The sequence below is a fragment of the Gordonia sp. i37 genome, assembly GCF_002043085.1.
Lineage (GTDB): Bacteria > Actinomycetota > Actinomycetes > Mycobacteriales > Mycobacteriaceae > Gordonia > Gordonia polyisoprenivorans.
This window is the reverse complement of sequence record NZ_MVPX01000338.1, coordinates 1-24,606: the sequence shown is the minus strand read 5'-3', so window position 1 is coordinate 24,606 and position 24,606 is coordinate 1. Positions and strand designations below refer to the sequence as shown.

Sequence of the window (24,606 nt, the reverse complement as noted above, 5' to 3'; positions counted from 1 at the left end):
CCCCCGCCGTCGGCGACCCGATCCAGTCGATCTACGGGTGGCGGGGTGCGTCGGCGGCCAATCTCCCGCGCTTTGCCACCGACTTTCCCCGCGCCGACGGTTCGCCCGCGCACCGTCGCGAACTGTTGACGAGCTGGCGCAACCCGGTGCAGACGCTGCGCCTGGCGAACGAGGCGTCCGAGGAACTGCGACGTCGCGGTGTGCCGGTGAGTGTCCTGCGTCCGCGGCCCGGCGCCGACGCCGGGACGGTGACGTTCGCGTTGACCGAGACGGTGCTCGACGAACGCGCCTGGCTCGCCGACCAGGTCGCGGCCCGGTACCACGACGTCGACGGTTCGGGGCCGCCGACCGTCGCGGTCCTGGTGCGCCGCAACGAGGATTCGGCGCCGATCGCGGCCGAGCTGGAGGCGCGCGGCATTCCCGCGGAGGTCGTCGGCATCGGCGGGTTGCTGCACGTACCGGAGATCACCGATGTGGTCGCGACGTTGCGCCTGATGGCAGATCCGATGGCCGGAACCGCGGCGATGCGTCTGCTGACCGGTTCGCGATGGCAGCTCGGCGCGCGCGACCTGGCGGCGCTGTGGCGTCGCGCCACCGAGCTGGCCGCCGGCCAGATCGCCACCGGCGGGGTGGTCACCACCCGCGAGGAACTCGACGAGGCACTCGACGCGGTGCTGCCCACCGAGGTGGTCGACCGCGCCGGGATCGCCGACGCCGTAGTCGATCCCGGCGGTCCGGAGGCCTACAGCCCCGACGGCTATGCGCGTATCCGGGCGTTCGGGGCGCAACTGGAGTCGTTGCGGCGCCGGATGGGTCAGCCGCTGCCCGAGCTGGTCGCCGACGTCGAGAACACCATCGGGGTGGCCGTCGAGGCGCAGATCCGTGCACGCCGGATGCGCGGCGCGATCACCGGGCGTGAACACCTCGATGCCTTCGCCGACTACGTCACCCGCTACGCCGAGCGGCCCGGCGCGAATCTGGCGGGGCTGCTGGCGTTCCTCGACACCGCCGAGACCATCGAGAAGGGGCTCGAGCCCGGGCGGGTGGAGGTCGCCGAGCAGCGCGTGCAGATCCTGACCGTGCATGCCGCGAAGGGACTCGAGTGGGATGTGGTCGCGATTCCGCATCTGTGCCAGGGGATCTTCCCGTCGTCCAAGGGCGAGACCACCTGGATGCGCAGTGCGCGTGAACTTCCGGGGCCGCTGCGCGGTGATCTCGCCGAGCCGGAACCCCGGGGACCCGCGGCCGCGAAGCTCGCAGCGGCCCGGCCGGCCGGCGCCGACGAGGGGTTCCCGGTGCTCGATCTGAGTCGGGTGGGCGACCGCAAGGAACTCGAGGACGCGCTGACCGAACACAAGGAGGCCATCGCCGAACGCCGGCTCTCCGAGGACCGGCGGTTGCTCTACGTCGCGATCACCCGAGCCCGTCACGACCTGTTGGTCTCGGCGCATCACTGGTCGGAAACCGGGGAGAAACCCCGGGGTGGATCGCCGTTCTTCAACGAGTTGCTGGCCATCGTGACCGAGACGGTGGAGAACGGATCCGCCGACGAGGCACGGGGTTTGACGGTCGACGTGCTCGCCGACGACCCGCCCGACGGTGCCGCCAACCCGTTGGCCGAGCGGGTCGATGCCCGGATGTGGCCGACCGACCGTCTCGGTGCGCGCCGTGACGCGGTGGCCGCGGCGGCCGATCTCGTCCTCGACGAACTGCGCCGGCGGGAGGCGCCGGCGTTGTTCGGGGCGCTCACCGATCCGGAGCCCGATTCCCAGGCGCCGGTGGCCCACGACGCGCCGGCCGACGAGATCGAGGCGTGGCGCGCCGAGGTGGAGGTGCTCCTCGCCGAGCACGAGCGCACGAATCAGGCCGAGGTGGATGTGGCGCTGCCGGCTCATCTGTCGGTCAGCCAACTCGTCGACCTCGACACCGACGAGCGCGAGTTCGCGCGCAAGCTCCGTCGCCCGACGCCGTTTCGTCCCAACCCGATCGCACGGCGCGGCACCGCCTTTCACGCGTGGGTGGAGCGGTGGTTCGGCGCGACCCGGCTGCTCGACATCGACGAGTTGCCCGGCGCCGCCGACGAGAGTGCCGCCCCCGACGCCGACCTCGACGCGCTGCGCGAGGCGTTTCTGGCCTCGCCGTGGGCCGCCCGCAGCCCCAGCGAGGTCGAGGTGCCCTTCGAGACGGTCATCGGCGACACGGTGATCCGCGGACGCATCGACGCGATCTTCGCCGAACCCGACGGGTCGTGGGTGGTGGTGGACTGGAAGACCGGAGCCGAGCCGAGCGCCGACTCGTCGTCGGTGTTCATCCAGCTCGCGGCCTACCGCATCGCGTGGGCGCAGTTGGCCGGGGTGCCACTGGAGAAGGTCTCGGCCGCATTCCATTATGTCCGGTCCGGGCGCACCCTCGCGCCCCGAGACCTGCCCGATGCCGCGGCACTCGCCGCTTTGCTGGCCCGATGAGCTAGATTCCACACTGTGACAGCAGCGACCCATCCGAGCGCGCCGTGCCGGCGATGAGATCGCGCGGATTCCGGCGCCGGTTTCGCGGCGAGGATCTCTCCGAGGGCCCCGACTACGCCCTGGTCGGGGTCGTTCGCATTCCCGAACTGCAGCAGAGCCCGGGCCGCGCCATCGGCAAACGCGTGGTGTTCGCGGTGATCGCGCTGTTCTTCACCGCGGTGCTGGTCTACCTCGATCGCGACGGATATCGCGACGTGCAGGAAAACCCGCTGTCGTTTCTCGACGCCCTGTACTACTCGGCGGTGACGCTGTCGACGACCGGCTACGGCGACATCACCCCGCTGACCCCGTCGGCGCGATTGCTCAACCTGCTCATCATCACCCCGTTGCGGGTGTTGTTCCTGATCGTGCTCATCGGCACCACACTCGAGGTGCTCACCGAACGCTCACGTCAAGCCCTCAAGATCCAGCGCTGGAGGAACAACTTGCGCAATCACTCTGTGGTGATCGGCTACGGCACCAAGGGTCGTACCGCGGTCGACGCGATGATCGGCGACGGCATCAAACCCGCCGACATCGTCGTCGTCGACGCCGACCCGACGGTGCTCGAGGCCGCCGAATCCGATGGTCTGGTCACGGTGCGCGGTGACGCCACCAAGTCCGACATCCTGCGGCTCGCCGGTGTGGCACACGCTGCGAGCATCGTCGTCGCTACCAACCGCGACGACACGGCGGTACTCGCCACGCTGACCGCCCGCGAACTCAATCCGCGGGCGAAGATCGTCGCGAGCATCCGCGAATCGGAGAACACCCACCTGATGCGCCAGTCGGGCGCCAACTCCGTGGTGGTGTCGTCGGAGACCGCGGGCCGGCTGCTCGGCATCGCCACCATGACGCCGTCGGTGGTGGAGGTGATCGAGGATCTGCTGACGCCCGACGCCGGGTACGCGATCGCCGAGCGTGAGGTCGACCCGACCGAGACCGGAGGCTCCCCGGCGCACACCCGCGACATCGTGCTCGGTGTGGTCCGTGGCGGGGTGTTGCACCGGGTCGACGACAGCGAGGGGGAGCAGATCGAAGCCGGCGACCGATTGCTCTACGTGCGCAAGGGACCGGCGGACTGACATGGGCGCCTTCGTTTTCGACCAGCCGCCGCTGCTGTCCCGCGGCACCTTCGACCGTGCCGACGAGATCCGCGACGATCCGGCGCGGATGGTGTCGGGATGGTCCACCGCCAGGGTTCTCCCGATCGACCCGGCCGGACGCTACCCGGTGACCGAGGAACGCGCCCTGCGATGGCGTCCGGCCGTCGAGATCGCCGACGCCCCGCCGCAGGACGCGGTTTTGCTCGCCCACACCGACACCGATCTGTGGGCGCTGCGCGTGGAGACCCTCGACGGACGCACCGCCGACGCCCGGCGCGGGGCCGCCCGGCTCTCCGCCGACGAGGCAGGCCTGCTCGCGACGGCGTTGGGAATCCTGAATTGGCATGCGCGGGCACAATTCTCGCCGGTGGACGGCGGTGCGACCCGCCCGGCCCGCGGTGGCTGGGTCCGACGCCACGTCGAGACCGGAGAGGATGAGTTCCCGCGGACCGACCCGGCGATCATCACCGTGGTGCACGATGGCGCCGACCAGATCCTGCTGGGCCGTCAGGCCGTGTGGCCCGCACGCTGGTATTCCACGTTGGCGGGCTTCGTCGAACCCGGGGAATCGTTGGAGCAGTGCGTGATTCGCGAAGTGCACGAGGAAGTCGGGATCACCGTCACCGATCCGCGGTACCTCGGCAGCCAGCCGTGGCCGTTCCCGCGATCATTGATGCTCGGCTTCGCCGCGGTCGGTGACCCGAGCGAGCCGCTGCGCTTCCTCGACGGCGAGATCGGTGACGCGGTGTGGTTCCACCGGGACGAGGTGCTCGAGGCACTTGCCCGCGGTGACGAATGGCAGCGCGACGATCCCGAACCCGACGCCGACGGCCCGCGGTTGCTGTTGCCCGGTTCGATCTCCATCGCCCACGCACTGATCACGACCTGGGCGCACGCGACGCCCTGAACGCACCGGCTGCGCACGCGGTGGCCATGTCAGCTGCGCCGGAATCCGTCGGCGATGGCCTGGACGCGCGCACGGTGCGCCGCGTGATCGACGGGCGCGATGTTGGTGTTGTCCGCGTAGAGACCCACGGCGCCGTCGACGGATTCGCGCAGGATGTCCATCTGCCCGACGTGACGTGCGGTCTCCACCGCCATGTGCAGCAGAATCCGCCCCAGCGTCACCGACTGATGGGTCCACCACGTCACCACCCCGGGTGCGTCGAGGTCTCGGGTGGCAAGTGTCTGTGCCGCGTGCTCCCACGAGCTCCGATACCAGCCGACGATGTCGGCGACGGACTCGTCGGCGCGGGCGAACATGTCCGCCTGGTCCCCGGAGTCGCGGCCCTCGATCCAGGGCAGGTCGGTCACCGGCCGGCCGAAGGCTTCACCGAAGTAGGAGAACTCGTCGTCGGCGAGGTGCTTGACCATGCCGAGCAGTGAGGTGCCGGTGGGGGTCAGCGGGCGTCGGAGGTCGTACTCGTCGAGGCCGTCGAGCTTCCACAGGACGGTATCGCGGAGCTCCTGCAGGTATTTGACGAGCTGCTCCTTGGTGGGGGATTCGGCCATCATCACTCCTGTCGCGTTGCACGGTGGCAGGGGTCGGCGCGCGGTGGCGAGCATCACCGCGCGCCGTGCGGAACAGCCTGCCGTCCGATGATGTTATGGGTGCCATGAGTGAGGCAACCGCAACCCCGACCGATCAGCTGACCATGTACACCACCAGCTGGTGCGGCTTCTGCGCACGACTCAAGACCGGATTGCGCAGCGCCGGGATCGAGTGGAACGAGATCGACATCGAGGCCCACCCCGAGGCCGCCGAGTTCGTCGGCAGTGTCAACGGCGGTAATCACGTCGTCCCCACCGTGCTCTACGCCGACGGGTCGACCGCCACCAACCCCAGCATCGCCGAGGTGCGGGCCAAACTGGGCGTCTGAGCACCAGCCCCGCATCCCTGTGGAGCGTCCCACGACGGTGTCGGGGGCGGCTGACATAGTGGAGGGCGTGCCGCAACGTTCCACGCAGAAGGGTGCCGAGATGTCCGCGCGACCGGAGGAGGCGACATCCTCGTCGCGCGATCGCGGCATTCTCGACGGTCTCGACCCGGAGCAGCGTGAGGCGGTGCTCGCGCCGCGTGGTCCGGTGTGCGTGCTCGCCGGTGCGGGCACCGGCAAGACCCGCACCATCACCCGTCGGATCGCGCATCTCATCGACACCGGGCAGGTCAATCCGTCGCAGGTGCTCGCCGTCACCTTCACCGCACGCGCGGCGGGGGAGATGCGTACCCGATTGCGCTCCTTGGGAATCGGTGCGTCCGGTCCGTCGGTGTCGGCGCAGACCTTTCACGCCGCGTCGTTGCGGCAGCTCCGGTTCTTCTGGCCGCGGGTGTTCGGCAACGCGTCATGGGAATTGCTGGACAACAAGTTCCCGTTGATGGCGCGCGCGGCGCGGCGGTCGGGGCTCGGTACGTCCACCGACACGGTGCGCGATCTGCTCTCGGAGATCGAGTGGGCCAAGGCGTCGGTGATCGGGCCGGAAGGCTATGTCGCCGCGGCGACACGGCTGATGCGCGAGTCTCCCGCTGCGCCGGAGAAGGTGGCCGAGGTCTATGCCGCCTACGAGGACGCCAAGGTGTCGCCGGAGGGGGATCGTCTGCTCGACTTCGACGATCTGCTCATCTACATGACCCAGATGATCGACGTCGATCCCGCTGTGGCCGAGGAGTTCCGCTCGCGATACCGGTGTTTCGTCGTCGACGAGTACCAGGACGTCACGCCCGTGCAGCAGGGCCTGCTCGACGCGTGGCTCGGCGAACGCGACGACCTGACGGTCGTCGGTGACGCCAACCAGACCATCTACACCTTCACCGGCGCCAAGGCCGACTACCTGCTCGACTTTCCCCGGCGCTTCCCGGAGGCGACCATGGTGCGTCTGGTCCGCGACTACCGGTCCACCCCCGAGGTGGTGAGTCTGGCCAATCGGGTGATCGGTGCAGCGCACGGACGGATCGCCGGGACCCGGCTCGAACTCGTCGGCCAGCGTGCGCGCGGCCCGGCGCCCCGCTTCGTCGACTACCCCGACGAGCCGGCCGAGGCCGCCGCGGTCGCCAAGCGGATCAAGCGGCTCATCAACGATGGCGTACCGGCGTCGGAGATCGCGATCCTCTACCGCGTCAACGCCCAGTCGGAGAATCACGAACAGGCGCTGACCGAGCAGGGCATTCCGTACCAGGTGCGCGGCGGCGAGGCGTTCTTCACGCGTACCGAGGTGCGGCAGGCGATGCGTCGTCTCGACACCGTCGCCGAACGTGGACTGCGTGAGGACGTCGACGTGACCACCGCGGTGACCGCGGTGCTGCGTGAACTCGGCCTCGACGACACCGAACCCACGGGGGCGCAGGCCAAGGCGCGGTGGCAATCGCTGCGGGCGCTCGCCGAGCTCACCGAGGACATGGTTCACGAAACCCCTGACCTGACGCTGCCCCAACTCGCCGCAGAGCTGCGGACGCGCGCGCAGTCGCGGCACCCACCGACCGTGCAGGGCGTGACACTGTCATCGTTGCATGCGGCCAAGGGACTCGAGTGGGATGCGGTGTTCCTGGTCGGCCTGACCGAGGGATCGTTGCCGATCAGCCAGGCCATCAAGGGCTCTCCCGACGAGGTCGAGGAGGAGCGGCGGCTGTTCTACGTGGGGATCACCCGTGCTCGAGAGCACCTGCAGGTGTCGTGGGCGGCCGCGCGCAACGAGGGTGGCCGCTCCCGCCGGCGGTCACGGTTCCTGTCCGGCCTGATCCCCGACGATTCGCCGGCGTCGCGGATCGCGCCCGAACGCAAACCCAAACGCGGCCCCACCTGTCGGGTCTGCGGGTCCAAACTGATCGATGCGACGGCGACGCTGCTCGGCAGATGCGAGAGCTGCCCGTCCGATCTCGACGAGGATCTGCTGGTCGCGCTCAAGGACTGGCGCAGGCAACGCGCCAAGGACGACGCGGTTCCGCCCTACGTGGTGTTCTCCGACAAGACCCTGCTCGCCATCGCCGAGCAGCATCCCACCGACGAGCAGGCGCTGGTGTCGATCTCGGGCATCGGCGCGAGCAAGCTCGACAAGTACGGTCCCGACGTCATCGACATCGTGAAAACCGCAGGTCAAAAATAGGTTGTGCGATCTATGCATCGGCCCTTAGGCTGGTGAACACATCAGCACGGGGACGGCTGTGTGCCGTCACGGCACCGCCTGTCACGCGTGGCCACACGAGACCAGAAAGGAGCGGATCAGTGAACGCAATCATTCTTGGCGCCGCCGAGTCGACGCAAGCAGCGTCGGCATCGGAGATCGGCAACGGCATCGCTGTCGTCGACGACGGCATCGCCATGTCCCGTCGGACCGTCGCCCGTCGCGACCGCTCCTGGCTCGACGAATGTGGCCATGCCACCGATCACCGTGGCGGCGCCGTCGCTCTGGCGCAGCCCGTCGGATTTCCGGCTCCCGCGGTAGCGGCAGCACGAGCCGACAAGCGGTTCCCCGTGCAGAACCTCGTATTCAGACGCTGACAGCGTCGGAACGGCGGCCACGGGCGAATCGCGAAAGCGAACCCGTGGCCCTTTTTTGGTTGACCTCCCGCCCATCTCGTCGATGTGCGGCAGGGCTCCACCAACGGCTCGGGTCGAGAACATCCGAAGAATCCGAGTAGAGGTGGAGACAACAATGACGACCGACTGCGTTCTCGAGTCCTGTATGCCCGCCGATCGCTTCGACGCGGTCGGCGTCACGTCCGCCCCGGCCCTCGGGCAGACCGACCTTCCCTGCCAGATGACCGACGCCGACCTGTGGTTCGCCGAGGATCCCCGAGACCTCGAGCGGGCCAAGGCGATGTGCGCCGAGTGCCCGTTGCGGGAGGCCTGCCTGGCCGCGGCCCTCGAGCGGGCCGAACCGTGGGGTGTGTGGGGCGGCGAGATCTTCGATCGCGGTGTCGTGGTGGCGCGCAAGCGTCCCCGTGGCCGCCCGCGCAAGAATGCGGCCTGAACGTAACCGGCCGTTCCCGACGAAAGTCTGTCGGGGACGGCCGGTTTCGTCGGTGTGCATCAAGGCTGCGCGCGGAAGCGTACTGACCACTCGTTGGTGTCGATCTCGACCCACCGGAAACCCGCACGTCGCAGGCGGGTGTCGAGTTCCTCCGGCGCCACGGGTACGCACACATCGTTCTCGTGCAATGCACGGAACTCAGGGCCGTCGAGGCTGTCAGAACCGAGAAAGGCGCCGGTTGGTGATAACAGTCGCCGTGCCTCGGTGAAAACCGCGTCCTGAGCCCTTGGTGAGGCGACGTGGTGCAACATCGTCATGCAGATCACCGAATCATAGTGGCCTGCAGTCAATCCGGTATTCGCGCCGTCAGCGCAGAGGATGTCGATGTCGGTCCGATCGGCGAAACGTCGGCGCAGGTCGGCGGCGAGCGACTCATCGATCTCGACCGCGGTGAGATGTGAGGCGCGCTCGATGAGCAACTCGGTGGTCACGCCGGGGCCGGGTCCGATCTCTACCACCTGCTCACCGAGCTCAAAGCCCTCGAGGGTCCACGGCAGTATCCATTCACGTACCGCATGTGCCCACTCGCTACTGGTGCACAGCGTGAGGTGCTCCTCGTTCATCTGCCCGCACGAGGGTCGTATTGCATCGCGCCAACCACATTTCCGGCGGGATCGGCAAGAAAGATCAGGTGTCCGACGCCGTCGATGGTGTGGCGAGGCAGGACCACCCGCCCACCCGATTCCTCGATGGTGCAGGCTGTCGCGTCGACATCGGAGACGGAGAATGTGATCTCGGCTCCGACGATTTCGCGACCGTCGAGGCTGCGGCGCTGTTGGAGTGCTCCTGCAATCTCGCCGCCGGTGTCGATGGAGTAGAAGCCCGGCGGCCCCCATGCGGCAAACCTCCATCCGAACACCGACTCGTAGAACCGTCGAGTCGAGGCTACGTCGTCGGCGTTGAGTGCGAAGTGAGTGATCGGAGCGGCCATGGTTCCAGCATTCTCCCTGCTGTCTCGCCGTGCTTTCGATACTCTGACAAATTGTGTCGGAATTACGACAACACGATTCGAGGGAACCGATCGTTCGTGGGTACGCCGTGACTCATCCGGCCGAACGCGCGCAGATCGCCATCGAACCCGGATGGAATCAGATGATCCATGCGGCAGCCGGGGTGCTGACCGTGCTGACCGCGGCCGCACGGTGGACAGTGCCCGTCGGGCGTGCGGTCTGGATACCCGCGGGGATCCCGGTGGAGATCGACAATGCACGGCCGGTCCGAGTCAGGATCGTCTACCTACAGCGCAACCCGGCCGCTGTTGCCGAACCGTTTCCCGCCGATCGACCCACGGTGGTGTCGCTGTCGCCGTTCGCGCGTGAACTGCTCGCACACGTCGTTCGACAGGCGCCACTGAAACCGGGCGATCCCTTGCACTCGGCCCTCGTGACCGTCCTCGTCGACCAACTGCGTTCCGCACCGGTCGAATCTCTCGAGTTGCCATTGCCCACCGGGGAACTCGGGCGTTTGCTCGTCGTGCTCGCGTTTCGATCGCCGGGTACGCCGGCGGCCACCCTCGCACGCGACATGTCGGTTGCCGTGCGCACTCTCGAACGTCATGTGTGGCGTGATACCGGGTTGACGCTGGGACTATGGCTGCGCCGTGCGCGCATCCTGACGTCCCTGGAAACCCTGACGAACACCGGTTCGGTGACACGAGCGGCCGCGGCCTGTGGTTATGCCACACCGTCGGCCTACATCGTCGCATTCTCCCGGGAGCTGGGGACGACGCCGGCCCGCTTCGGTCTCAGGCCAGGCCCGGCACCCACTTCTCCATGATCGCCCGGTATGGCGCCTCGGCGTCGAGCTGTGCGGCGATGCCGACGCATCCGGCGAGCACGCGGAACACCATCACATAGTGCTTGGGGACGTTGAGGTGCCGTGAGGTCTTGTACACCTCGCCGCGTACGTCGGTCGCGTGACCGGCCGCGCGCTGCAACCACTTTCGGGTGAAATGGAACGACTCGGAGTACAGCGGATCCACGTACGGACGCAGATACGCCTGCAGGTCGGTCGGTGAGACCTTGTCGACCTGGGAGCGCAGGATGAATCCCGCCGCCACCATGTGTTCCTTGAGTTCGTCGTATTCCTTCTCGCGCGCGAGACGCAGGATCGGGCCGGTCTCCGGCGGCAACCCGTTCGGGTAGTGGCCGACCGCGCCGAAATCCAGTGCGCCGAACCGACCGTCGTCGGTGAGGAAGAAGTTGCCGGGGTGCGGGTCGCCGTGCAGCAGGCCCACGCGGAACGGTGAGGACACCTCGAAGGTCGACATCAGCGCCGCGGCGCGGTCGCGAGTTGCCTTGTCGCCGTTGGTGATGATCTTCGACAGTGGTGTGCCGTTGAGCCATTCGGAGACGATGACCTTGGGTGAGCTCGCCACGACCTTGGGCACCACGAAGTCCGGGTCGCCGTCGAAGGCCTTGGCGAACGCGCGCTGGTTGTCGGCCTCGCCGAGGTAGTCGAGTTCGGCCTCGGTGCGGTCGATGAGCTCGTCCATCATCGATTTCACGTCGGTGCCGGGGGAGAGCTTCTGCATCAGCCCCGACATCCGGGACAACGTCTTCAGGTCGGCCTTGAGTGCGTGGTCGGCGCCCGGGTATTGGATCTTGACGGCCACGTCACGCCCGTCGGACCACACCGCGCGATGCACCTGACCGATGCTGGCGGCGGCCGCGGGCTCGTCGGAGAACTCGCGGAATCGCGATCGCCACTTGGTGCCGAGCTGTTGATCGAGCACCCGATGAACCTTCGACGCCGACAGCGGCGGCGCCTCGGCCTGCAACTTGGTGAGGGCCTCGCGGAACGGTTCACCGAACTCGTCCGGGATCGCCGCCTCCATGATGGACATGGCCTGGCCGACCTTCATGGCCCCACCCTTGAGCTCCCCGAGAACCGCGAACAGTTGCTCGGCGGACTTCTCCAGCAGCTCCTGGTTGACCTCGTCCTTGTCCCGGCCGGCCATCCGTTTGCCGAACCCGGCAGCGGCGCGCCCGGCCATACCGATGGGCAGCGAGACGAGTTTGGCGTTACGGCGACCTTGCCCCCGCGTGATGTCGGTCATAGCTTCCTTTCCCCTCCTCAGGATAGAGGACCGGCGAGGTGTTGCCCGGGCCGCGCCTCACGTCAGCGTGGCGATCTCGTGGCAACCGCACAGCGGATGCGGTAGCCAGGTGGTGCTCTCGATGCGCAGCGGCGCCGGGTGCAGTTGCAGGATCCGGTTCACCAGGTGCGGGGGATCGGGCGGCGCGGCAGTGCCCTCGGCGTCGGGGCTCGACGCGAGGGCTGCAGCGAGATGATCGACCTGCTCGTGGGCGAGTGCGGCAGTGGCACGGGCGATCGACGCCGAGGCGTGCCCGCTCGTCCCGGCGAGTTGCGCCGCGAGCAACGGCCACGCCGGATCGCGGTCGGCGCGGTGACGGTCGGCGCAGTTCAGGCAGCTCGACAGGCCGGGCAGCACCAGCGGACCGAGCAGGCCGGTCCCGTCGCGCAACCGGACCTGCAGGTGCGGGGTGCCCACGCGCATCAGACGTTCGGCCATCCACGGCTCGTGTACGACGTGGTCGGTGAGGACGACCAGATTGGGCAGCGCTATCGGTGACATCTGCACGGTCCCGGGCGCGGTCGGGGTGGGCCGGCGGACGCTGCGTGTGACGCTGTAACCGGCGTCGGTCAGCGACGCCGACAACAGCGTGCTCAGCGGCCCGGACCCGTGCACACGAATGCGCAGCGCGCCGACGCGTCGCTGCGACGGTGGGCGGAGTGCTTTGCCCGCGGCGACGAGGCGGTCGAGGATCGCGTCGAACTCGGATCGGGTGAGCCCGGTGTCGACGAGATCGGAAAACACCTCGCCGCGGCTGCGCGGACCGGACAGCGACGCCAACAGGTCGGCCACCGCCCGGCCGGAGACCCGTGCGGGCAGTTCGAGCACCAACGCGGTGTGTGGGTCGGCGCCGATGTGTACCCGGTTGCCGGGCCGGATCAGGACCGCAGTTCCGTCGGCGAGGACCGGCATGCCCGTCGGTACTCGCGAACCGGTCGCCGGCCGGGACGTCCCGGCATCGGGGGTGGCGGGATCAGGTGTCGCGGCGGCCGCTGTCATGTCGATCACCATGCCACCGGCGGCACCGAGCGCCCACGGCGTTATCCACAGGCGGTGGGCGCCGCCCCGGCTGTCACGACCATCGACGTGAAGTCAGGACTTGTCGTCGCCGCCCTCGGACTTGTCGTCGGGATTGACGTCCTTGGCTTTCTCGTCCCCGGCCTCTGCGGCGAGGGACTTCTCGAGTTCGGCGATCGCCGAATCGATGTCGGAGGTGTCGCCGCCGATCACCCGGTCGATGAAGGCCGCCGGAGCATCGAGATCGGTGCCGTCGGGCAGCAGGTCGGGGTGCTCCCACACCTTGTCGCGGGTGGCCACGTCGGACGCCTCGAGCAGCGATCGCCACAATGCGGCTGCCTCGCGCAACTTACGGGGGCGCAGTTCGAGGCCGACGAGGGTGGCGAAGGTCTGCTCGGCCGGACCACCGCTGGCCCGCCTGCGGCGCATCGTCTCGGTCAACGCGGCGGTACTGGGGATGCGATCGGAGAGTGCTTGGGTGACAACGTTTTCCACCCAACCCTCGATGAGGGCGAGCAGTGTTTCGAGGCGTTCGAGTGCGGCCTTCTGTTCGGGGGTGGTGGTCGGTTCGAACGACGTCGAGGAGCTGATCAGTTCCTCGAGTTTGGACGGATCGGAGAACAACTCGGTGGGATCGATCCCCGCGGTCGCGTCGGTGATGCCGGAGAAGTCGATGCTGATTCCCCGCGCGTACTCCTCCACGGTGGCCAATAGGCGCTGGCGTAGCCACGGCACGTGGGTGAACAGCCGCATGTGCGCGGCCTCGCGCGCGGCGAGGAACACGATGATCTCCTGGGCCGGGAGATCGAGGCCGTCGGCGAAGGTCGCGATCGCCTCGGGCAACAGCACACCGACACCTTCGGGTGCCAGGGGCAATCCGATGTCGGTGGAGGTCAACACCTCCTTGGCCAACTGCCCCAGACCCTGACCGAGCTGTGTGCCGAAGGCCATGCCGCTCATCTGGGTCATCATGCCCATCATCGGTCCGGCGAACTGCGCGGCCTCGGCGGGCAGATTCTGCTCCCACGTCTTGGCCAGCTGCGCGGCAACGGGATTGCACAGGCCTTTCCAGGTCGGCATGGTCTCGTCGAGCCACTGCACCGGCGTCCATGCGACCGGCTTGCTGATGCCGGCCGGCAGCGTGGTGACGTCGTCGAGCCACACCTCGGCCAGGCGGACCGCATCGGCGACCGCCGAGGTCTCCTTGTCGAGGACGGGCGTGAAGTTGCCAATCTGCTGACGCGCGAGGTTGGCGGCGAGCTGGTAGTTGACCGGACCGCCGGCCGACGGACCGGTCATCGACGACCCCATCCCGCTCAGCATGCTGCCGAGCTGGCTGAACATCTGGCCCAGCGCCGACGGGTCGAGACCGGCGGACGGGTCGAATCCCTCGCCGCCGAGGGCGAACCCGAACGGGTTCTGGGCACCGAACGGGTTCTGGGCGCCACCGGGGCCGTCGTTGCCGGTCGGACCGTCGTCCTTGCGGCGGTCGTCCTTGCCGCTGTCGTCACCGGAGGACGAGAAACCGAAGGGCAAATCACTCATGCCTTCACGGTACCGCCAGCGCGTCGTCGCGACCCCCTCGATGATTTCGCCTTGAGCGTAGTTCGCGCAGGTCGGCTGCGCGTTGTCGACGTCGACGGCGGCACCCGGCCCTCGACCGGCCCTCGACCGTCCGCCGCATCGGTCTGTGCGGCGGCTGGATCGGACCCATGTCCTAGGGTGGTCGGAATGAAGGGGCCTACCTCGCGTCGCATCGTCACCGTGGCCGTGACCGTGCTGATCCTGCTGGCACTCGTCGTCGTGGGAACGACCGTTCAGGTGCCGTTCGTCGCGCTCGGGCCCGGGCCCACGGTCAACACCCTGGGCACCATCCAACTCGACAACCGCGAGGTGCCCGTCGTCGACATCAGCGGAGTGCCGACGCAGCACACCGACGGCAACCTGAACCTGACGACGGTGTCGGTGACCGACGGGCTGTCGCTGTTCCAGACGATCGGGATGTGGCTGTCGGGAACGTATTCGGTACAGCCGCGCGAGACCGTGTTCCCACCGAACCAGACCACCGAGCAGACCAATCAGCAGAACGTCGAGGACATGAGCAACTCGGAGAGCACCGCCCAGGCGGCCGCGTTGCGATACCTCGATCGGCCCACCGAGCTCGTGGCGGCACTCGTCGCCCCGGACGGGCCGGCCTCGTCGGTGCTCCGGTCCGGCGACGCGATCGTGAAGGTCGGCGGCACCGAGGTCGCGACCACCGAAGACCTGCAGAAGGCGGTGCGCGCGCACAAGCCGGGCGATGAGATCGCCTTCGAGATCCGACGCGGCGGGGCCACCCAGACGGTCACCGTCAAGGCCGCTGCGCGTCCCGGCGAGCAGAACGTGGCCTACATCGGCGTCACCCCGGAGGTACGCAACGCCGACCCGAACCTCAAGATCACCTTCAACGTCGGGGACATCGGCGGCCCATCGGCCGGCTTGATGCTGACCCTCGCGGTGATCGATCGTCTCGGCAGCGGACAACTCACCCACGGCAAGTTCATCGCCGGGACCGGCACCATCGCCGACGACGGCGACGTCGGTCCGATCGGCGGCATCACCCACAAGACCCGCGCCGCACGCGATGCCGGGGCAACGGTCTTTCTCGTCCCCGACCAGAACTGCGCCGAGGCCGCCGGTGACGCCCCCGACGGACTGAAACTGGTCAAGGTCGAGTCGCTGGATTCCGCGGTCGACTCGCTCGACGCCCTCGCCGCGGGTAAGCCGGTGCCGCACTGCTGACGCCGGGAGCGACCCCCCGGGGGCGTCAGCCGTCGAGAGCCGCGGCCAACGCCTGCTGCAGATCGGCCGCCATATCGGGATGGGTCCGCAGCTCGCGCGCCTCGTCGGGATCGTCGGGTACCAGCTCGAGCAGGGCCAGACGGGTACCACCGCGCAACGCGCCGACAGCCAGCCGGGCCGCCCGCGCGTCGGGATGATCACGGGCCGCCGAGCGCAAGTTGGGCGCATCCGGTTCGGCGCCGCCGGCGGCCTCGGGTAGATCGAGACCGGCCTGGGGCGGCAGTACGACGATGTCGAGGACGACCGCCGCCCCCACCACCGGTTCCGGCCACGACGTGGTCGCGAGGAATTCCTCGAGCGCGGCGTACGGTTCGACGTCGTCGGTGTCGCCATCGTCGTCGGTGTCGCCATCGTCGTCTGCGCGCGGGGCAATCGGCTCCTCGGCGAGCAGACTCAACGCCGAGTCGTCGTCGGGGTCGACGAGTTCGGGGTGCATCCGGGCCAGCACCGGCGTCGGAACCAGCGCGAAGACCGCGGGCAGGTGATCGGGTCCGTTCGGCACGAGGAAGTCGAGCGCTTCGCGTAGCGAACGGCCGAGGTCGTCGGGGGAGTAGCGGGTCGTGTCGGACATCGCGTCCATCATGCCCGGACGGTCGTCGACCGCGGCGCCCGCACCGCCCGAGTACCCACACTGCGGCGCCGGGATCGCCCCGCTGCCCGAACCTCGCGCCGCCCAGTACAGTGGGTGGCCACGCCGGAGGGACGGCACAGACGGTCGCCGGGCGCATGTCCGGATTGAGAACTTTGGAGAGTGGGTCAGGTGGGCGTTCGCGGGCCGGCAGGTTTGCCGACACTGTCGCGCAGGAGCAAGATCATCATCGGCATCGCGGTTGCGTTGCTGATCATCCTGCTGATCGGGCCGCGCATCGTCGGCCTCGTCACCGACTGGTTGTGGTTCTCCGATCTGGGCTACTCCGAGGTTTTCTCGACGATTCTGTGGACTCGAATCCTGCTGTTCGTGATCACCGCGGTGATCGTCGGCGGCATCGTCTTCGCCGCGATCGCGTCCGCCTATCGGTCGCGTCCGGTGTTCGTGCCCGCGTCGGGACCCGGTGATCCGCTCGCGCGCTATCGCGCCGCGGTGATGGGCCGGATTCGCTGGTTCGCCATCATCCCGCCGGTCCTCATCGGTGTGCTCTCCGGGCTCGTCGCACAGGGTTCGTGGGCGACGGTCCAGACCTTCTTGCACAGCACCGATTTCGGGGTGACCGATCCCCAGTTCGGCATCGACATCAGCTTCTACGCCTTCAAGCTGCCGTTCATCACCTTCGTCCTGAACTTCCTGTTCGTCATCGTCGTCATCGCGTTCGTGGCGAGTCTGATCACCCACTACGTCTTCGGCGGTATCCGTCTCGGCGGCGGCAGCGGATCGTTGACCGGGTCGGCCAGAATCCAGCTCGCGGCCCTGGCCGGGATCTTCTTGCTGCTCAAGGCAACTGCCTACTGGTTCGATCGGTACAGTCTGCTCTCCAGTGATCGAAAGCAGGAGATCTTCTCCGGTGCGAGTTATACCGACATCAACGCGGTGCTCCCGTCGAAGCTGATCCTCATGGCGATCGCGATCATCTGTGCTCTGGCGTTCTTCGCCGGTGTCGTTCTCAAGGATCTGCGTATTCCCGCGATCGCCACGGCGCTGATGTTGCTCGCGGCGTTGGTCATGGGTGTCGGATGGCCGCTGACGATGGAGCAGTTCTCGGTCAAGCCGAATGCGGCGCAGAAGGAAGCCGAGTACATCAGTCGCAACATCGCGGCGACGACACAGGCGTACGGCATCGTCGCCGGCAAGAACGTGGACTACCAGAACGATTGGGGCGCGACTGCGCCGAGTGCCGAGGCGGTCAACGCCGACGAGGCAACCCTGTCGAACATCCGCATCCTCGACCCCAATGTCATCGCCCCCACGTTCAACCAGCGTCAGTTCCTCAAGAACTTCTACGGCTTCCCCTCCCAGCTGGCCATCGACCGGTACAAGGTCGACGGTCAAGAACGTGACTTCATCGTCGCCGTCCGCGAACTCGACCCGACGAAATACGGTGACCAGCAGCAGAACTGGCTGAACAAGCACACCGTCTACACCCACGGCAACGGCTTCGTCGCCGCACCGGCCAATCAGGTCGACGAGGCCTCCGGTGACGCGACGTCGGGCAGTGACCGCGGGGGACTTCCCGTGTTCTATGTCAGCGACCTGCAGACCATCCGCGATCCCAACTATGCGGCGACCGCGCCGATCAAGGTGAGCCAGCCGCGGATCTACTTCGGCGAGCTGATCTCCAACGTCTCGCCCGATTACGCGATCGTCGGCACCTCCGGTGGCGCGCGGGAGTACGACGAGGACAACAAGACCTACACCTACACCGCCGATTCCGGTGTCTCGCTGAGTAATTGGTTCGTGCGGGCGATGTACGCGGTCAAGTACACCGAACGCAACTTCCTGCTCTCCGACGCCATCAACAGCAACTCGCGGATTCTCTACAACCGTGACCCGCGCGACCGCGTCAAGCAGGTCGCGCCGTGGCTGACCGTCGATTCCAAGGCCTATCCCGCGGTGATGGCCGACGGTTCGATCAAGTGGATCGTCGACGGGTACACCACCCTCGACAACTATCCGTATTCGCAGCAGACGTCGTTGCAGGACGCGACGACCGATGCGCAAGAACTGATCAACAACCAGGCTCAGCGCAGCCAGGCGAACACGCAGGTGTCCTACGTGCGCAACTCGGTGAAGGCCACCGTCGACGCCTACACCGGCAAGGTCACCCTGTACCAGTTCGACAAGAACGACCCGGTGCTCAAGACGTGGATGAAGGTGTTCCCGGGAACCGTGCAACCGCGGTCGGAATTCGACAAGAACACCAGCCTGGCCTCACATGTCCGCTATCCCGAGGACCTGTTCAAGATCCAGCGCGAACTGCTCGCGAAGTATCACGTGACCGATCCGACGGCGTTCTTCCAGAACAACAACTTCTGGTCGGTGCCCCCGGATCCGAGTAACGAGGACAACGCCAACCGGCAGCTGAACCAACCGCCCTACTACTTCACCGCGCGCAATCCGCGCGGCGGCACCGGTTCGGACTCCCAATTCCAGCTGACGACGGTGTTCACCGGTTTCCGCGAGCGCAACCTCGCCTCTTACATGACGGTCTCGTCGGATCCCGGCTCCTATGGCCAGATCACCATGAAGGTGCTGCCCACCGATCGTCAGTCCGGTGTCGGCCCACAGCAGGCGCAGGACAACATGAACAACTACGGCGCCGTCCTCGGCGACCGAAAACAGTTGGAGGGCACCACCAAGGTGACCTACGGCAACCTGCTGACGCTTCCCGTCGGCGGGGGCGGAATCCTCTACGTCCAGCCGCTGTACACCCAGACCAACAACGGCGGCGGCATCCCCAAGTTGCACCGCGTGCTGATGTATTACAACGCCGCGGCGGGTAATCCGAAGGTCGGTTACGCAGCCACCGTTGCCGAGGCGCTGGCTCAGGTGAGTATCAGTCCGGAGGATGCGACCGCACCGCTCAACGGCGAGCCCAGCGGCAATCAGGCCGGCGCCGACCAACCGACCGTGCCGACGCCACAACCGAACCAGCCCTCCACGGGCAACGGTCAAACGGGCCAGTCGGGGAACAACCAGCAGCGGGATGCAGCCGTCGCGGCGATCGGTGATGCGCTCAACAAGCTGCGTCAAGCGCAGTCCAGCGGCGACTTCACCGCGTACGGTCAGGCGCTCGATCAGCTCAACAAGGCAGTTGCGCAATACGAGTCCCTCGGTGGCGGTAACTGATGTGGAGTCCATGAATGTGGTTGTGGTCACACGTTTTTCCGACCTGCAGGTATCGGGGCGGAGGCGATTTGCATCCGCGCCGAACCACCCTGTAACGTGGTGTTCACCAACGCGGGGTGGAGCAGCTCGGTAGCTCGCTGGGCTCATAACCCAGAGGTCGCAGGTTCAAATCCTGTCCCCGCTACCACGGAGATTCGGCCCCCGATCGCATCAGCGATCGGGGGTCGAATCGCATCTGCACCCCACCCGTCAAGAGCAGTCCAGTGCGGGCCGGCTTGATACGTTCGGGTTCACACAGACGAGCAAGAGGATGCGATGACTGGCGTGAGCAACGGTGTCCTCACCGACGGTGAACTGATCGCCCGCGCCGCGCACTGGTGCGCACACGACCCCGACGCGGCCACCCGGGCCGAACTCGGCGTCCTCATCACCGGTGCGAGGTCGCACGATCCGGAGGCTCTCGCCGAGTTGCGGTCGCGGTGTGCCGGTCCCCTCGAGTTCGGTACCGCGGGTCTGCGGGCGGCGGTGGGTGCCGGCGAATCCCGCATGAACACCGCCGTCGTCATCCGGGCCACCGCGGGGCTGGCCCGCTACCTGCTCGACGTCGTCGGACCCGACGCCGCAGTCGTCGTGGGTTGTGATGCGCGGCATGGTTCTTCACGATTCCGGACAGCCGCGCTGCAGGTGCTCTCCGGCGCCGGCCTGCGGGCCATCGCCCTGCACGAGCAGTTGCCGACGCCGATCACCGCGTACGCGGTGCGCGCGCTCGACGCCGACGCCGGGATCATGATCACCGCGTCACACAATCCACCCGCCGACAACGGCTACAAGGTGTACCTGGGTGGCCGGGCGACCGACGCCGACGGAGCAGGTGTGCAGATCGTGCCGCCCGCCGACGCCGAGATCGCGTCGCGGATCGCCGACAGTCCGCCCGCCGATGAGGTGCCGCGCACCGACGAACGGATCACCGACGCCGATCCTGCGCTGGTGAACGGCTACCTCTCCCGCACGGCCGGTCTTCGACGGCGTGCCGAGCCGTCACCGGTGCGCGTGGTCCTGACCGCGATGCACGGCGTCGGCGGCTCCACGGCGATGCAGGTCCTGCGGGCCGCCGGCATCGGCGACGTCCACCCCGTGCAGGCGCAGTTCCTACCGGATCCGGACTTCCCGACCGTGGCGTTCCCGAACCCGGAGGAGCCCGGCGCCATCGATCTCGCGATCGCCCACGCCCGGGAGGTCGACGCCGACGTCGTCATCGCGCTCGATCCCGACGCCGACCGCTGTTCGGTCGCGACGAGCCGCGACGGACTCTGGCGGCAGCTGTCCGGCGACGAGATCGGTGCCCTGCTCGGCGAACAGGCCGCCGCCGACGATTCCCGGCCCGGCGACACCCTGGCGTGCTCGATCGTGTCCAGCAGGCTGCTGGGCCGCATCGCCGCCGCCCACGGTCTGCGATTCGCGCAGACCCTCACCGGCTTCAAGTGGATAGCGCGCACCCCCGGCCTGCGATTTGGCTACGAGGAAGCGATCGGATACTGCACCGACCCCGACGCGGTGCACGACAAGGACGGAATCGGCGCGGCCGTTCGCATGATCACCCTGGTCGAGGATCTCGCCGCGACCGGTGCGGGTCTGGAGGACCAGCTCGACCGCCTGGCTCATGTGCACGGGCTCCACAGCACCTCGGCCATCAGCGTGCGCGTCGAGAATCCCGCGGTGATCGAGGCCACGATGACAAGGCTGCGGTCGGCCCGGGCGGATCGACTGGTCGGGGAGGCGATCGTCGAGTTCCGCGATCTCGCACGTGGTGGGGATGACCTCCCGCCGACCGACGCCCTCCTGTTCCGGACCGCCGCCGACGATCGCGTCATCGTCCGGCCGTCGGGTACCGAACCCAAGCTCAAGTGCTATCTCGAGGTGGTCATTCCGGCCGACGATGTGCGTACCGCAGGGGTGCGGGCGGCACGGGCCACGGCGCAGGCACGCCTGGGCGACCTCGCCACCGAACTCACCTCGCTTCTGGGGCTCTGACCCGCACGGCGAGGCCGGCGGCCGGACCCGTGGTGCCGCCGCGCCCGCTGCGGGTCGGGTACCGAGATGGGCGTTCTCCGTGTCGCATAATCAGACGACATAAACCTCCGAATAAGCACGGAATATCGACGTCGCGGTGTTCCAAGACGGAAAAATCTCGATTTTCTTTACATGTGACAATTATTTATTGATGCTCGCCGGAAAACGCTCGATTCGGCGCCCGGATATGGAGCACTAATGCCGTACGGTGCTATTGTTCGTTTTGTATTCAGCAACGCAGTACTACGAGGGGGCTCTATCCGATGGCACGTCGAACCGTTGTTACATTCGTCGATGATCTCGATGGAAAAGAACTGAAGGAAGCTGTCACAATCACCTTCAGTGTCGACAACAAAGCCTATGAATTCGATACGTCGCCGGCGCACGCCAAGCAATTCCGGCAGGATCTCGAACAATATGTGACGGCCTCACGCTCGGCCGGTAGCCGCCGGTCGAAGGCGGCCCGAAGTGCACGTTCGTCTCGCGATCTGAAGGCCGTGCGCGACTGGGCGCGCGTCAACGGGTACGACATCAGTGATCGCGGACGTATCGCAACGGAGATCATCGAGGCGTACCAGGCCGCGAACTGAGGGTCGAAACTCGTTCCGACGCCTGATGTGCCCGACGCGTAGTGTCGGGGCATGGCCGACGACTTTCCGAATACCGACAGGTCCATCCGAGACCACATCACCGAGCTGATCGGGGAGGAGCACGAGTTGCGTGAGCGACTCGAGCGCGGAGATATCAGCAAGGGTGAAGAAAATGCGCGACTGCGCGCACTCGAGGTGGATCTCGATCAATGCTGGGATCTGCTGCGGCAGCGTCAGGCACGCCGGCGTGCCGGGCAGAATCCCGACGACGCGTCGGCCCGTCCAGCCGACGTCGTCGAGAACTATCTGGAGTGATCTCGGGTCCTGGATCCACCTTGCATCGCCGAGACCCGATGCCCACCGAACCCACCCGATCGGACATGCTGACCTGCCCGAACGGGTGGGTTCGCCACACCGTTCGGCGCGATCTGCCGACCGGTCGGCGCAGGTGTGGCCAACCCCTCGCGCCCACGTGTGAGGCTGATTACCCTCGAATCGGCAGCGTGGCGGGTCACCCGACCTCTCTGCCGCGACATCGATCGACGTGAGGACGGCAGTGGCCAGCAACAGCGACGCGCGCAGCTTCGGATCAGACAGCTACGACAAGGCATTTCGCGACAGCATCGAGGACCGGGAGTCGTTCTGGCTCACCGCCGCCGCCGAGATCGAGTGGTCGGTGCCGCCGACGGTGGCGCTCGATGACTCACACGCGCCGATCTATCGCTGGTTCCCCGACGGCACCCTGAACACCTGTTTCAACTCCCTCGATCGCCACGTCGCCGCCGGTCACGGCGATCGGATGGCGCTCATCTGGGATTCGGCCATGGTCGGTGAGGTGCGGCGCTACACCTATGCCGAGCTACTCGACGAGGTGTCGCGTTTCGCCGGGGTACTCGGCGCGGCAGGCGTCGCGGCGGGCGACCGTGTCGTCATCTACCTTCCGATGATTCCCGAGGCCGCGATCGCGATGTTGGCGTGCGCCCGTATCGGCGCCGTCCACTCGGTGGTCTTCGGCGGATTCGCCGCACCCGAACTCGCCACCCGGATCGACGACGCCGAGCCGGTGGCGATCGTCACCGCGTCCGGCGGTCTCGAACCCGGCCGCGTCGTGGAATATCTGCCGATGGTGCACAAGGCGCTCGAACTCGCCGCCAAGCCCCCGACCACCGTGATCGTCAAGAACCGCGACGAGGTCCCCGGCTCGGCCGCCGACCACGACGGCTGGCTCGACTGGGACGACGAGATCGCCGACGCCATGCCGGCGGCACCGGTGACGGTCGCGGCCACCGACCCGCTCTACATCCTCTACACCTCGGGAACCACCGGGAAACCCAAGGGCGTCGTCCGCGACAACGGTGGGCATGCCGTCGCGCTGGCCTGGTCGATGCCCAACATCTACGACATCCACCCCGGTGACGTCTGGTGGACCGCGTCCGACGTCGGATGGGTCGTCGGCCACTCCTACATCGTCTACGGTCCGCTGCTGATCGGCGCGACGACGATCATGTACGAGGGCAAGCCGGTCGGCACGCCCGACGCCGGTGCGTTCTGGCGCGTCATCTCCGAACACCGTGCCAAGGCGCTGTTCACCGCACCGACCGCGATCCGCGCCATCCGCAAGGCCGACCCCGATGCCGCGCTACTCGCCCAATACGACGTCTCCTCGCTGCAGACCCTGTTCGCCGCCGGCGAGCGCCTCGACCCCGACACCTTCGAGTGGGCGGGACAGATCCTCGGGATCCCGGTCGTCGACCACTGGTGGCAGACCGAGACCGGCTGGGCCATAGCAGCCAATCTGCGTGGGCTCCAACCCATGCCGATCAAGGCCGGCTCGCCGACCGTGCCGGTACCGGGGTACCGCGTCGGCGTCGTCGACGCCGAGGGCGCCGCGGTCGCGCCCGGCACCGAGGGCAACATCGTCATCGAACTCCCGCTGCCGCCGGGAACCCTCGCCGGATTGTGGCGCGACGAAGAGCGTTACCGCAGTTCCTATCTCAAGGCCTTCCCCGGGTACTACCTGACCGGCGACTCCGGATACGTCGACGCCGACGGCTACGTGTTCGTCCTCGGCCGCTCCGATGACGTCATCAACGTCGCCGGACACCGGATGTCCACCGGCAGTATCGAGGCGGTCGTCGCCGCGCATCCGGCGGTCGCCGAATGCGCGGTCATCGGCATTCACGACGACCTCAAGGGGCAGCGGCCGAGCGGGTACGTGGTCCTCAAGTCGGGAGTCGAGATCGAGCCCGACACCCTGCGCGCCGAGCTGGTCGCCATGGTGCGCAACGAGATCGGGGCCGTCGCGACCTTCCGCGACGTCACCGTGGTACCGGCGCTGCCGAAGACCCGCTCGGGCAAGATCCTGCGAAAGACCATGCGCCAGATCGCCGATCACGAGGACTACACGGTGCCCTCGACCATCGAGGACCCGGACGTGTTGGCGGCGTTGGCGCGTCAGCTCGGTGGCTGAGCCCCTGGGTCGTTCGGCGTCCGGGTGCGGTGAGGTTGGGCTAGGGTGAGCGGGTGGCTCCCGACAGCGCCCGCCCGCCACTGTTCGTCTGGAACTGGCTGGCGG

21 protein-coding genes and 1 tRNA gene are annotated in these 24,606 nt (G+C 67.6%); 15 read left to right on the top strand and 7 right to left on the bottom strand.

Features of this window, described 5'->3' with window-relative positions:
• From B1964_RS16455 to nudC, 3 genes are all read left to right on the top strand, one after another.
• Positions 1-2,465: ATP-dependent DNA helicase (locus B1964_RS16455; protein WP_079930536.1), on the top strand; the 2,465-nt coding region annotated here is incomplete at its 5' end.
• A gap of 53 nt (positions 2,466-2,518) precedes the next feature.
• Positions 2,519-3,589: a potassium channel protein gene (locus B1964_RS16450; RefSeq protein WP_172398866.1), complete on the top strand. Its 1,071-nt coding sequence runs from the start codon at positions 2,519-2,521 to the stop codon at positions 3,587-3,589.
• A 1-nt stretch (position 3,590) separates the two neighbouring features.
• Positions 3,591-4,517 (top strand): NAD(+) diphosphatase, encoded by a 927-nt coding sequence (gene nudC, locus B1964_RS16445; protein ID WP_079930534.1) that lies wholly within the window; start codon positions 3,591-3,593, stop codon positions 4,515-4,517.
• Positions 4,518-4,546: 29 nt separating this feature from the next.
• On the opposite strand, the gene B1964_RS16440 is transcribed toward nudC, so the two are convergent.
• Positions 4,547-5,122, bottom strand: a complete 576-nt coding sequence (locus B1964_RS16440; protein WP_172398865.1) for a DinB family protein — start codon at positions 5,120-5,122, stop codon at positions 4,547-4,549.
• Positions 5,123-5,217: 95 nt separating this feature from the next.
• Here B1964_RS16440 and B1964_RS16435 point away from each other — a divergent pair, with 95 nt between their 5' ends.
• From B1964_RS16435 to B1964_RS16420, 4 genes are all read left to right on the top strand, one after another.
• Positions 5,218-5,490 (top strand): mycoredoxin, encoded by a 273-nt coding sequence (locus B1964_RS16435; RefSeq protein ID WP_006372925.1) that lies wholly within the window; start codon positions 5,218-5,220, stop codon positions 5,488-5,490.
• A 100-nt stretch (positions 5,491-5,590) separates the two neighbouring features.
• Entirely contained in the window at positions 5,591-7,708 is a 2,118-nt protein-coding gene (locus tag B1964_RS16430) for an ATP-dependent DNA helicase UvrD2 (RefSeq protein WP_079930541.1), read from the top strand.
• 119 nt (positions 7,709-7,827) lie between these two features.
• Entirely contained in the window at positions 7,828-8,103 is a 276-nt protein-coding gene (locus B1964_RS16425; protein WP_079930532.1) for a hypothetical protein, read from the top strand.
• 154 nt (positions 8,104-8,257) lie between these two features.
• Positions 8,258-8,575, top strand: a complete 318-nt coding sequence (locus tag B1964_RS16420) for a WhiB family transcriptional regulator (RefSeq protein ID WP_026919965.1) — start codon at positions 8,258-8,260, stop codon at positions 8,573-8,575.
• A gap of 59 nt (positions 8,576-8,634) precedes the next feature.
• Here the strand turns inward: B1964_RS16420 and B1964_RS16415 are convergent, their stop codons facing one another.
• Both B1964_RS16415 and B1964_RS16410 read right to left on the bottom strand, forming a co-directional pair.
• Positions 8,635-9,198: a class I SAM-dependent methyltransferase gene (locus B1964_RS16415; protein WP_079930531.1), complete on the bottom strand. Its 564-nt coding sequence runs from the start codon at positions 9,196-9,198 to the stop codon at positions 8,635-8,637.
• A complete protein-coding gene (locus B1964_RS16410; RefSeq protein ID WP_006372920.1) occupies positions 9,195-9,566 on the bottom strand; it encodes a VOC family protein in 372 nt (123 codons plus the stop codon). The genes B1964_RS16415 and B1964_RS16410 overlap by 4 nt, the downstream gene beginning before the upstream one ends.
• 107 nt (positions 9,567-9,673) lie before the next feature.
• Between B1964_RS16410 and B1964_RS16405 the strand changes: the two genes are divergently transcribed.
• A complete protein-coding gene (locus B1964_RS16405) occupies positions 9,674-10,411 on the top strand; it encodes an AraC family transcriptional regulator (RefSeq protein WP_079930540.1) in 738 nt (245 codons plus the stop codon).
• Here B1964_RS16405 and B1964_RS16400 read toward each other — a convergent pair.
• The 3 genes from B1964_RS16400 to B1964_RS16390 form a co-directional block, all read right to left on the bottom strand.
• Positions 10,380-11,693, bottom strand: coding sequence for an AarF/UbiB family protein (locus B1964_RS16400; RefSeq protein ID WP_006372918.1), 1,314 nt, complete (start codon positions 11,691-11,693; stop codon positions 10,380-10,382). The genes B1964_RS16405 and B1964_RS16400 overlap by 32 nt on opposite strands.
• Positions 11,694-11,750: 57 nt before the next feature.
• Complete coding sequence (locus B1964_RS16395) at positions 11,751-12,731, bottom strand: hypothetical protein (RefSeq protein ID WP_240523970.1); 981 nt, start codon at positions 12,729-12,731, stop codon at positions 11,751-11,753.
• Between the two features lie 93 nt (positions 12,732-12,824).
• Positions 12,825-14,294 carry a zinc-dependent metalloprotease gene (locus B1964_RS16390; RefSeq protein WP_079930529.1) on the bottom strand — a complete coding sequence of 490 codons (1,470 nt, stop codon included), beginning with the start codon at positions 14,292-14,294 and terminating at the stop codon, positions 12,825-12,827.
• A gap of 186 nt (positions 14,295-14,480) precedes the next feature.
• Between B1964_RS16390 and B1964_RS16385 the strand changes: the two genes are divergently transcribed.
• Positions 14,481-15,530, top strand: coding sequence for a PDZ domain-containing protein (locus tag B1964_RS16385; RefSeq protein ID WP_079930539.1), 1,050 nt, complete (start codon positions 14,481-14,483; stop codon positions 15,528-15,530).
• Between the two features lie 25 nt (positions 15,531-15,555).
• On the opposite strand, the gene B1964_RS16380 is transcribed toward B1964_RS16385, so the two are convergent.
• Positions 15,556-16,161 (bottom strand): PPA1309 family protein, encoded by a 606-nt coding sequence (locus tag B1964_RS16380; RefSeq protein ID WP_238534733.1) that lies wholly within the window; start codon positions 16,159-16,161, stop codon positions 15,556-15,558.
• 189 nt (positions 16,162-16,350) lie between these two features.
• Here B1964_RS16380 and B1964_RS16375 point away from each other — a divergent pair, with 189 nt between their 5' ends.
• The 6 genes from B1964_RS16375 (at position 16,351) to B1964_RS16350 (ending at position 24,501) form a co-directional block, all read left to right on the top strand.
• Positions 16,351-19,371, top strand: coding sequence for a UPF0182 family protein (locus tag B1964_RS16375; protein WP_079930538.1), 3,021 nt, complete (start codon positions 16,351-16,353; stop codon positions 19,369-19,371).
• A gap of 110 nt (positions 19,372-19,481) precedes the next feature.
• Positions 19,482-19,558, top strand: a tRNA-Met gene (locus B1964_RS16370).
• 128 nt (positions 19,559-19,686) lie between these two features.
• Positions 19,687-21,402: a phospho-sugar mutase gene (locus tag B1964_RS16365; RefSeq protein WP_253194034.1), complete on the top strand. Its 1,716-nt coding sequence runs from the start codon at positions 19,687-19,689 to the stop codon at positions 21,400-21,402.
• 302 nt (positions 21,403-21,704) lie between these two features.
• Complete coding sequence (locus B1964_RS16360) at positions 21,705-22,031, top strand: Lsr2 family protein (RefSeq protein WP_006372910.1); 327 nt, start codon at positions 21,705-21,707, stop codon at positions 22,029-22,031.
• Between the two features lie 51 nt (positions 22,032-22,082).
• The gene (locus tag B1964_RS16355) at positions 22,083-22,346 is read left to right on the top strand and encodes a DUF2630 family protein (RefSeq protein WP_006372908.1); all 264 of its coding nucleotides are present in this window, start codon (positions 22,083-22,085) and stop codon (positions 22,344-22,346) included.
• Positions 22,347-22,587: 241 nt separating this feature from the next.
• Complete coding sequence (locus B1964_RS16350; protein WP_079930527.1) at positions 22,588-24,501, top strand: propionyl-CoA synthetase; 1,914 nt, start codon at positions 22,588-22,590, stop codon at positions 24,499-24,501.
• The last annotated feature ends 105 nt before the right edge of the window (positions 24,502-24,606 follow it).

Coding starts and splice junctions, on each gene's coding strand:
- B1964_RS16450 (WP_172398866.1), top strand. CDS start 2,519: ATGAGATCGCGCGGATTCCGGCGCCGGTTTCGCGGCGAGGATCTCTCC.
- B1964_RS16355 (WP_006372908.1), top strand. CDS start 22,083: ATGGCCGACGACTTTCCGAATACCGACAGGTCCATCCGAGACCACATC.
- B1964_RS16385 (WP_079930539.1), top strand. CDS start 14,481: ATGAAGGGGCCTACCTCGCGTCGCATCGTCACCGTGGCCGTGACCGTG.
- B1964_RS16395 (WP_240523970.1), bottom strand. CDS start 12,731: ATGACAGCGGCCGCCGCGACACCTGATCCCGCCACCCCCGATGCCGGG.
- B1964_RS16380 (WP_238534733.1), bottom strand. CDS start 16,161: ATGTCCGACACGACCCGCTACTCCCCCGACGACCTCGGCCGTTCGCTA.
- B1964_RS16410 (WP_006372920.1), bottom strand. CDS start 9,566: ATGGCCGCTCCGATCACTCACTTCGCACTCAACGCCGACGACGTAGCC.
- B1964_RS16390 (WP_079930529.1), bottom strand. CDS start 14,294: ATGAGTGATTTGCCCTTCGGTTTCTCGTCCTCCGGTGACGACAGCGGC.
- B1964_RS16420 (WP_026919965.1), top strand. CDS start 8,258: ATGACGACCGACTGCGTTCTCGAGTCCTGTATGCCCGCCGATCGCTTC.
- B1964_RS16440 (WP_172398865.1), bottom strand. CDS start 5,122: ATGGCCGAATCCCCCACCAAGGAGCAGCTCGTCAAATACCTGCAGGAG.
- B1964_RS16400 (WP_006372918.1), bottom strand. CDS start 11,693: ATGACCGACATCACGCGGGGGCAAGGTCGCCGTAACGCCAAACTCGTC.
- B1964_RS16435 (WP_006372925.1), top strand. CDS start 5,218: ATGGGTGCCATGAGTGAGGCAACCGCAACCCCGACCGATCAGCTGACC.
- B1964_RS16415 (WP_079930531.1), bottom strand. CDS start 9,198: ATGAACGAGGAGCACCTCACGCTGTGCACCAGTAGCGAGTGGGCACAT.
- B1964_RS16365 (WP_253194034.1), top strand. CDS start 19,687: ATGACTGGCGTGAGCAACGGTGTCCTCACCGACGGTGAACTGATCGCC.
- B1964_RS16430 (WP_079930541.1), top strand. CDS start 5,591: ATGTCCGCGCGACCGGAGGAGGCGACATCCTCGTCGCGCGATCGCGGC.
- nudC (WP_079930534.1), top strand. CDS start 3,591: ATGGGCGCCTTCGTTTTCGACCAGCCGCCGCTGCTGTCCCGCGGCACC.
- B1964_RS16360 (WP_006372910.1), top strand. CDS start 21,705: ATGGCACGTCGAACCGTTGTTACATTCGTCGATGATCTCGATGGAAAA.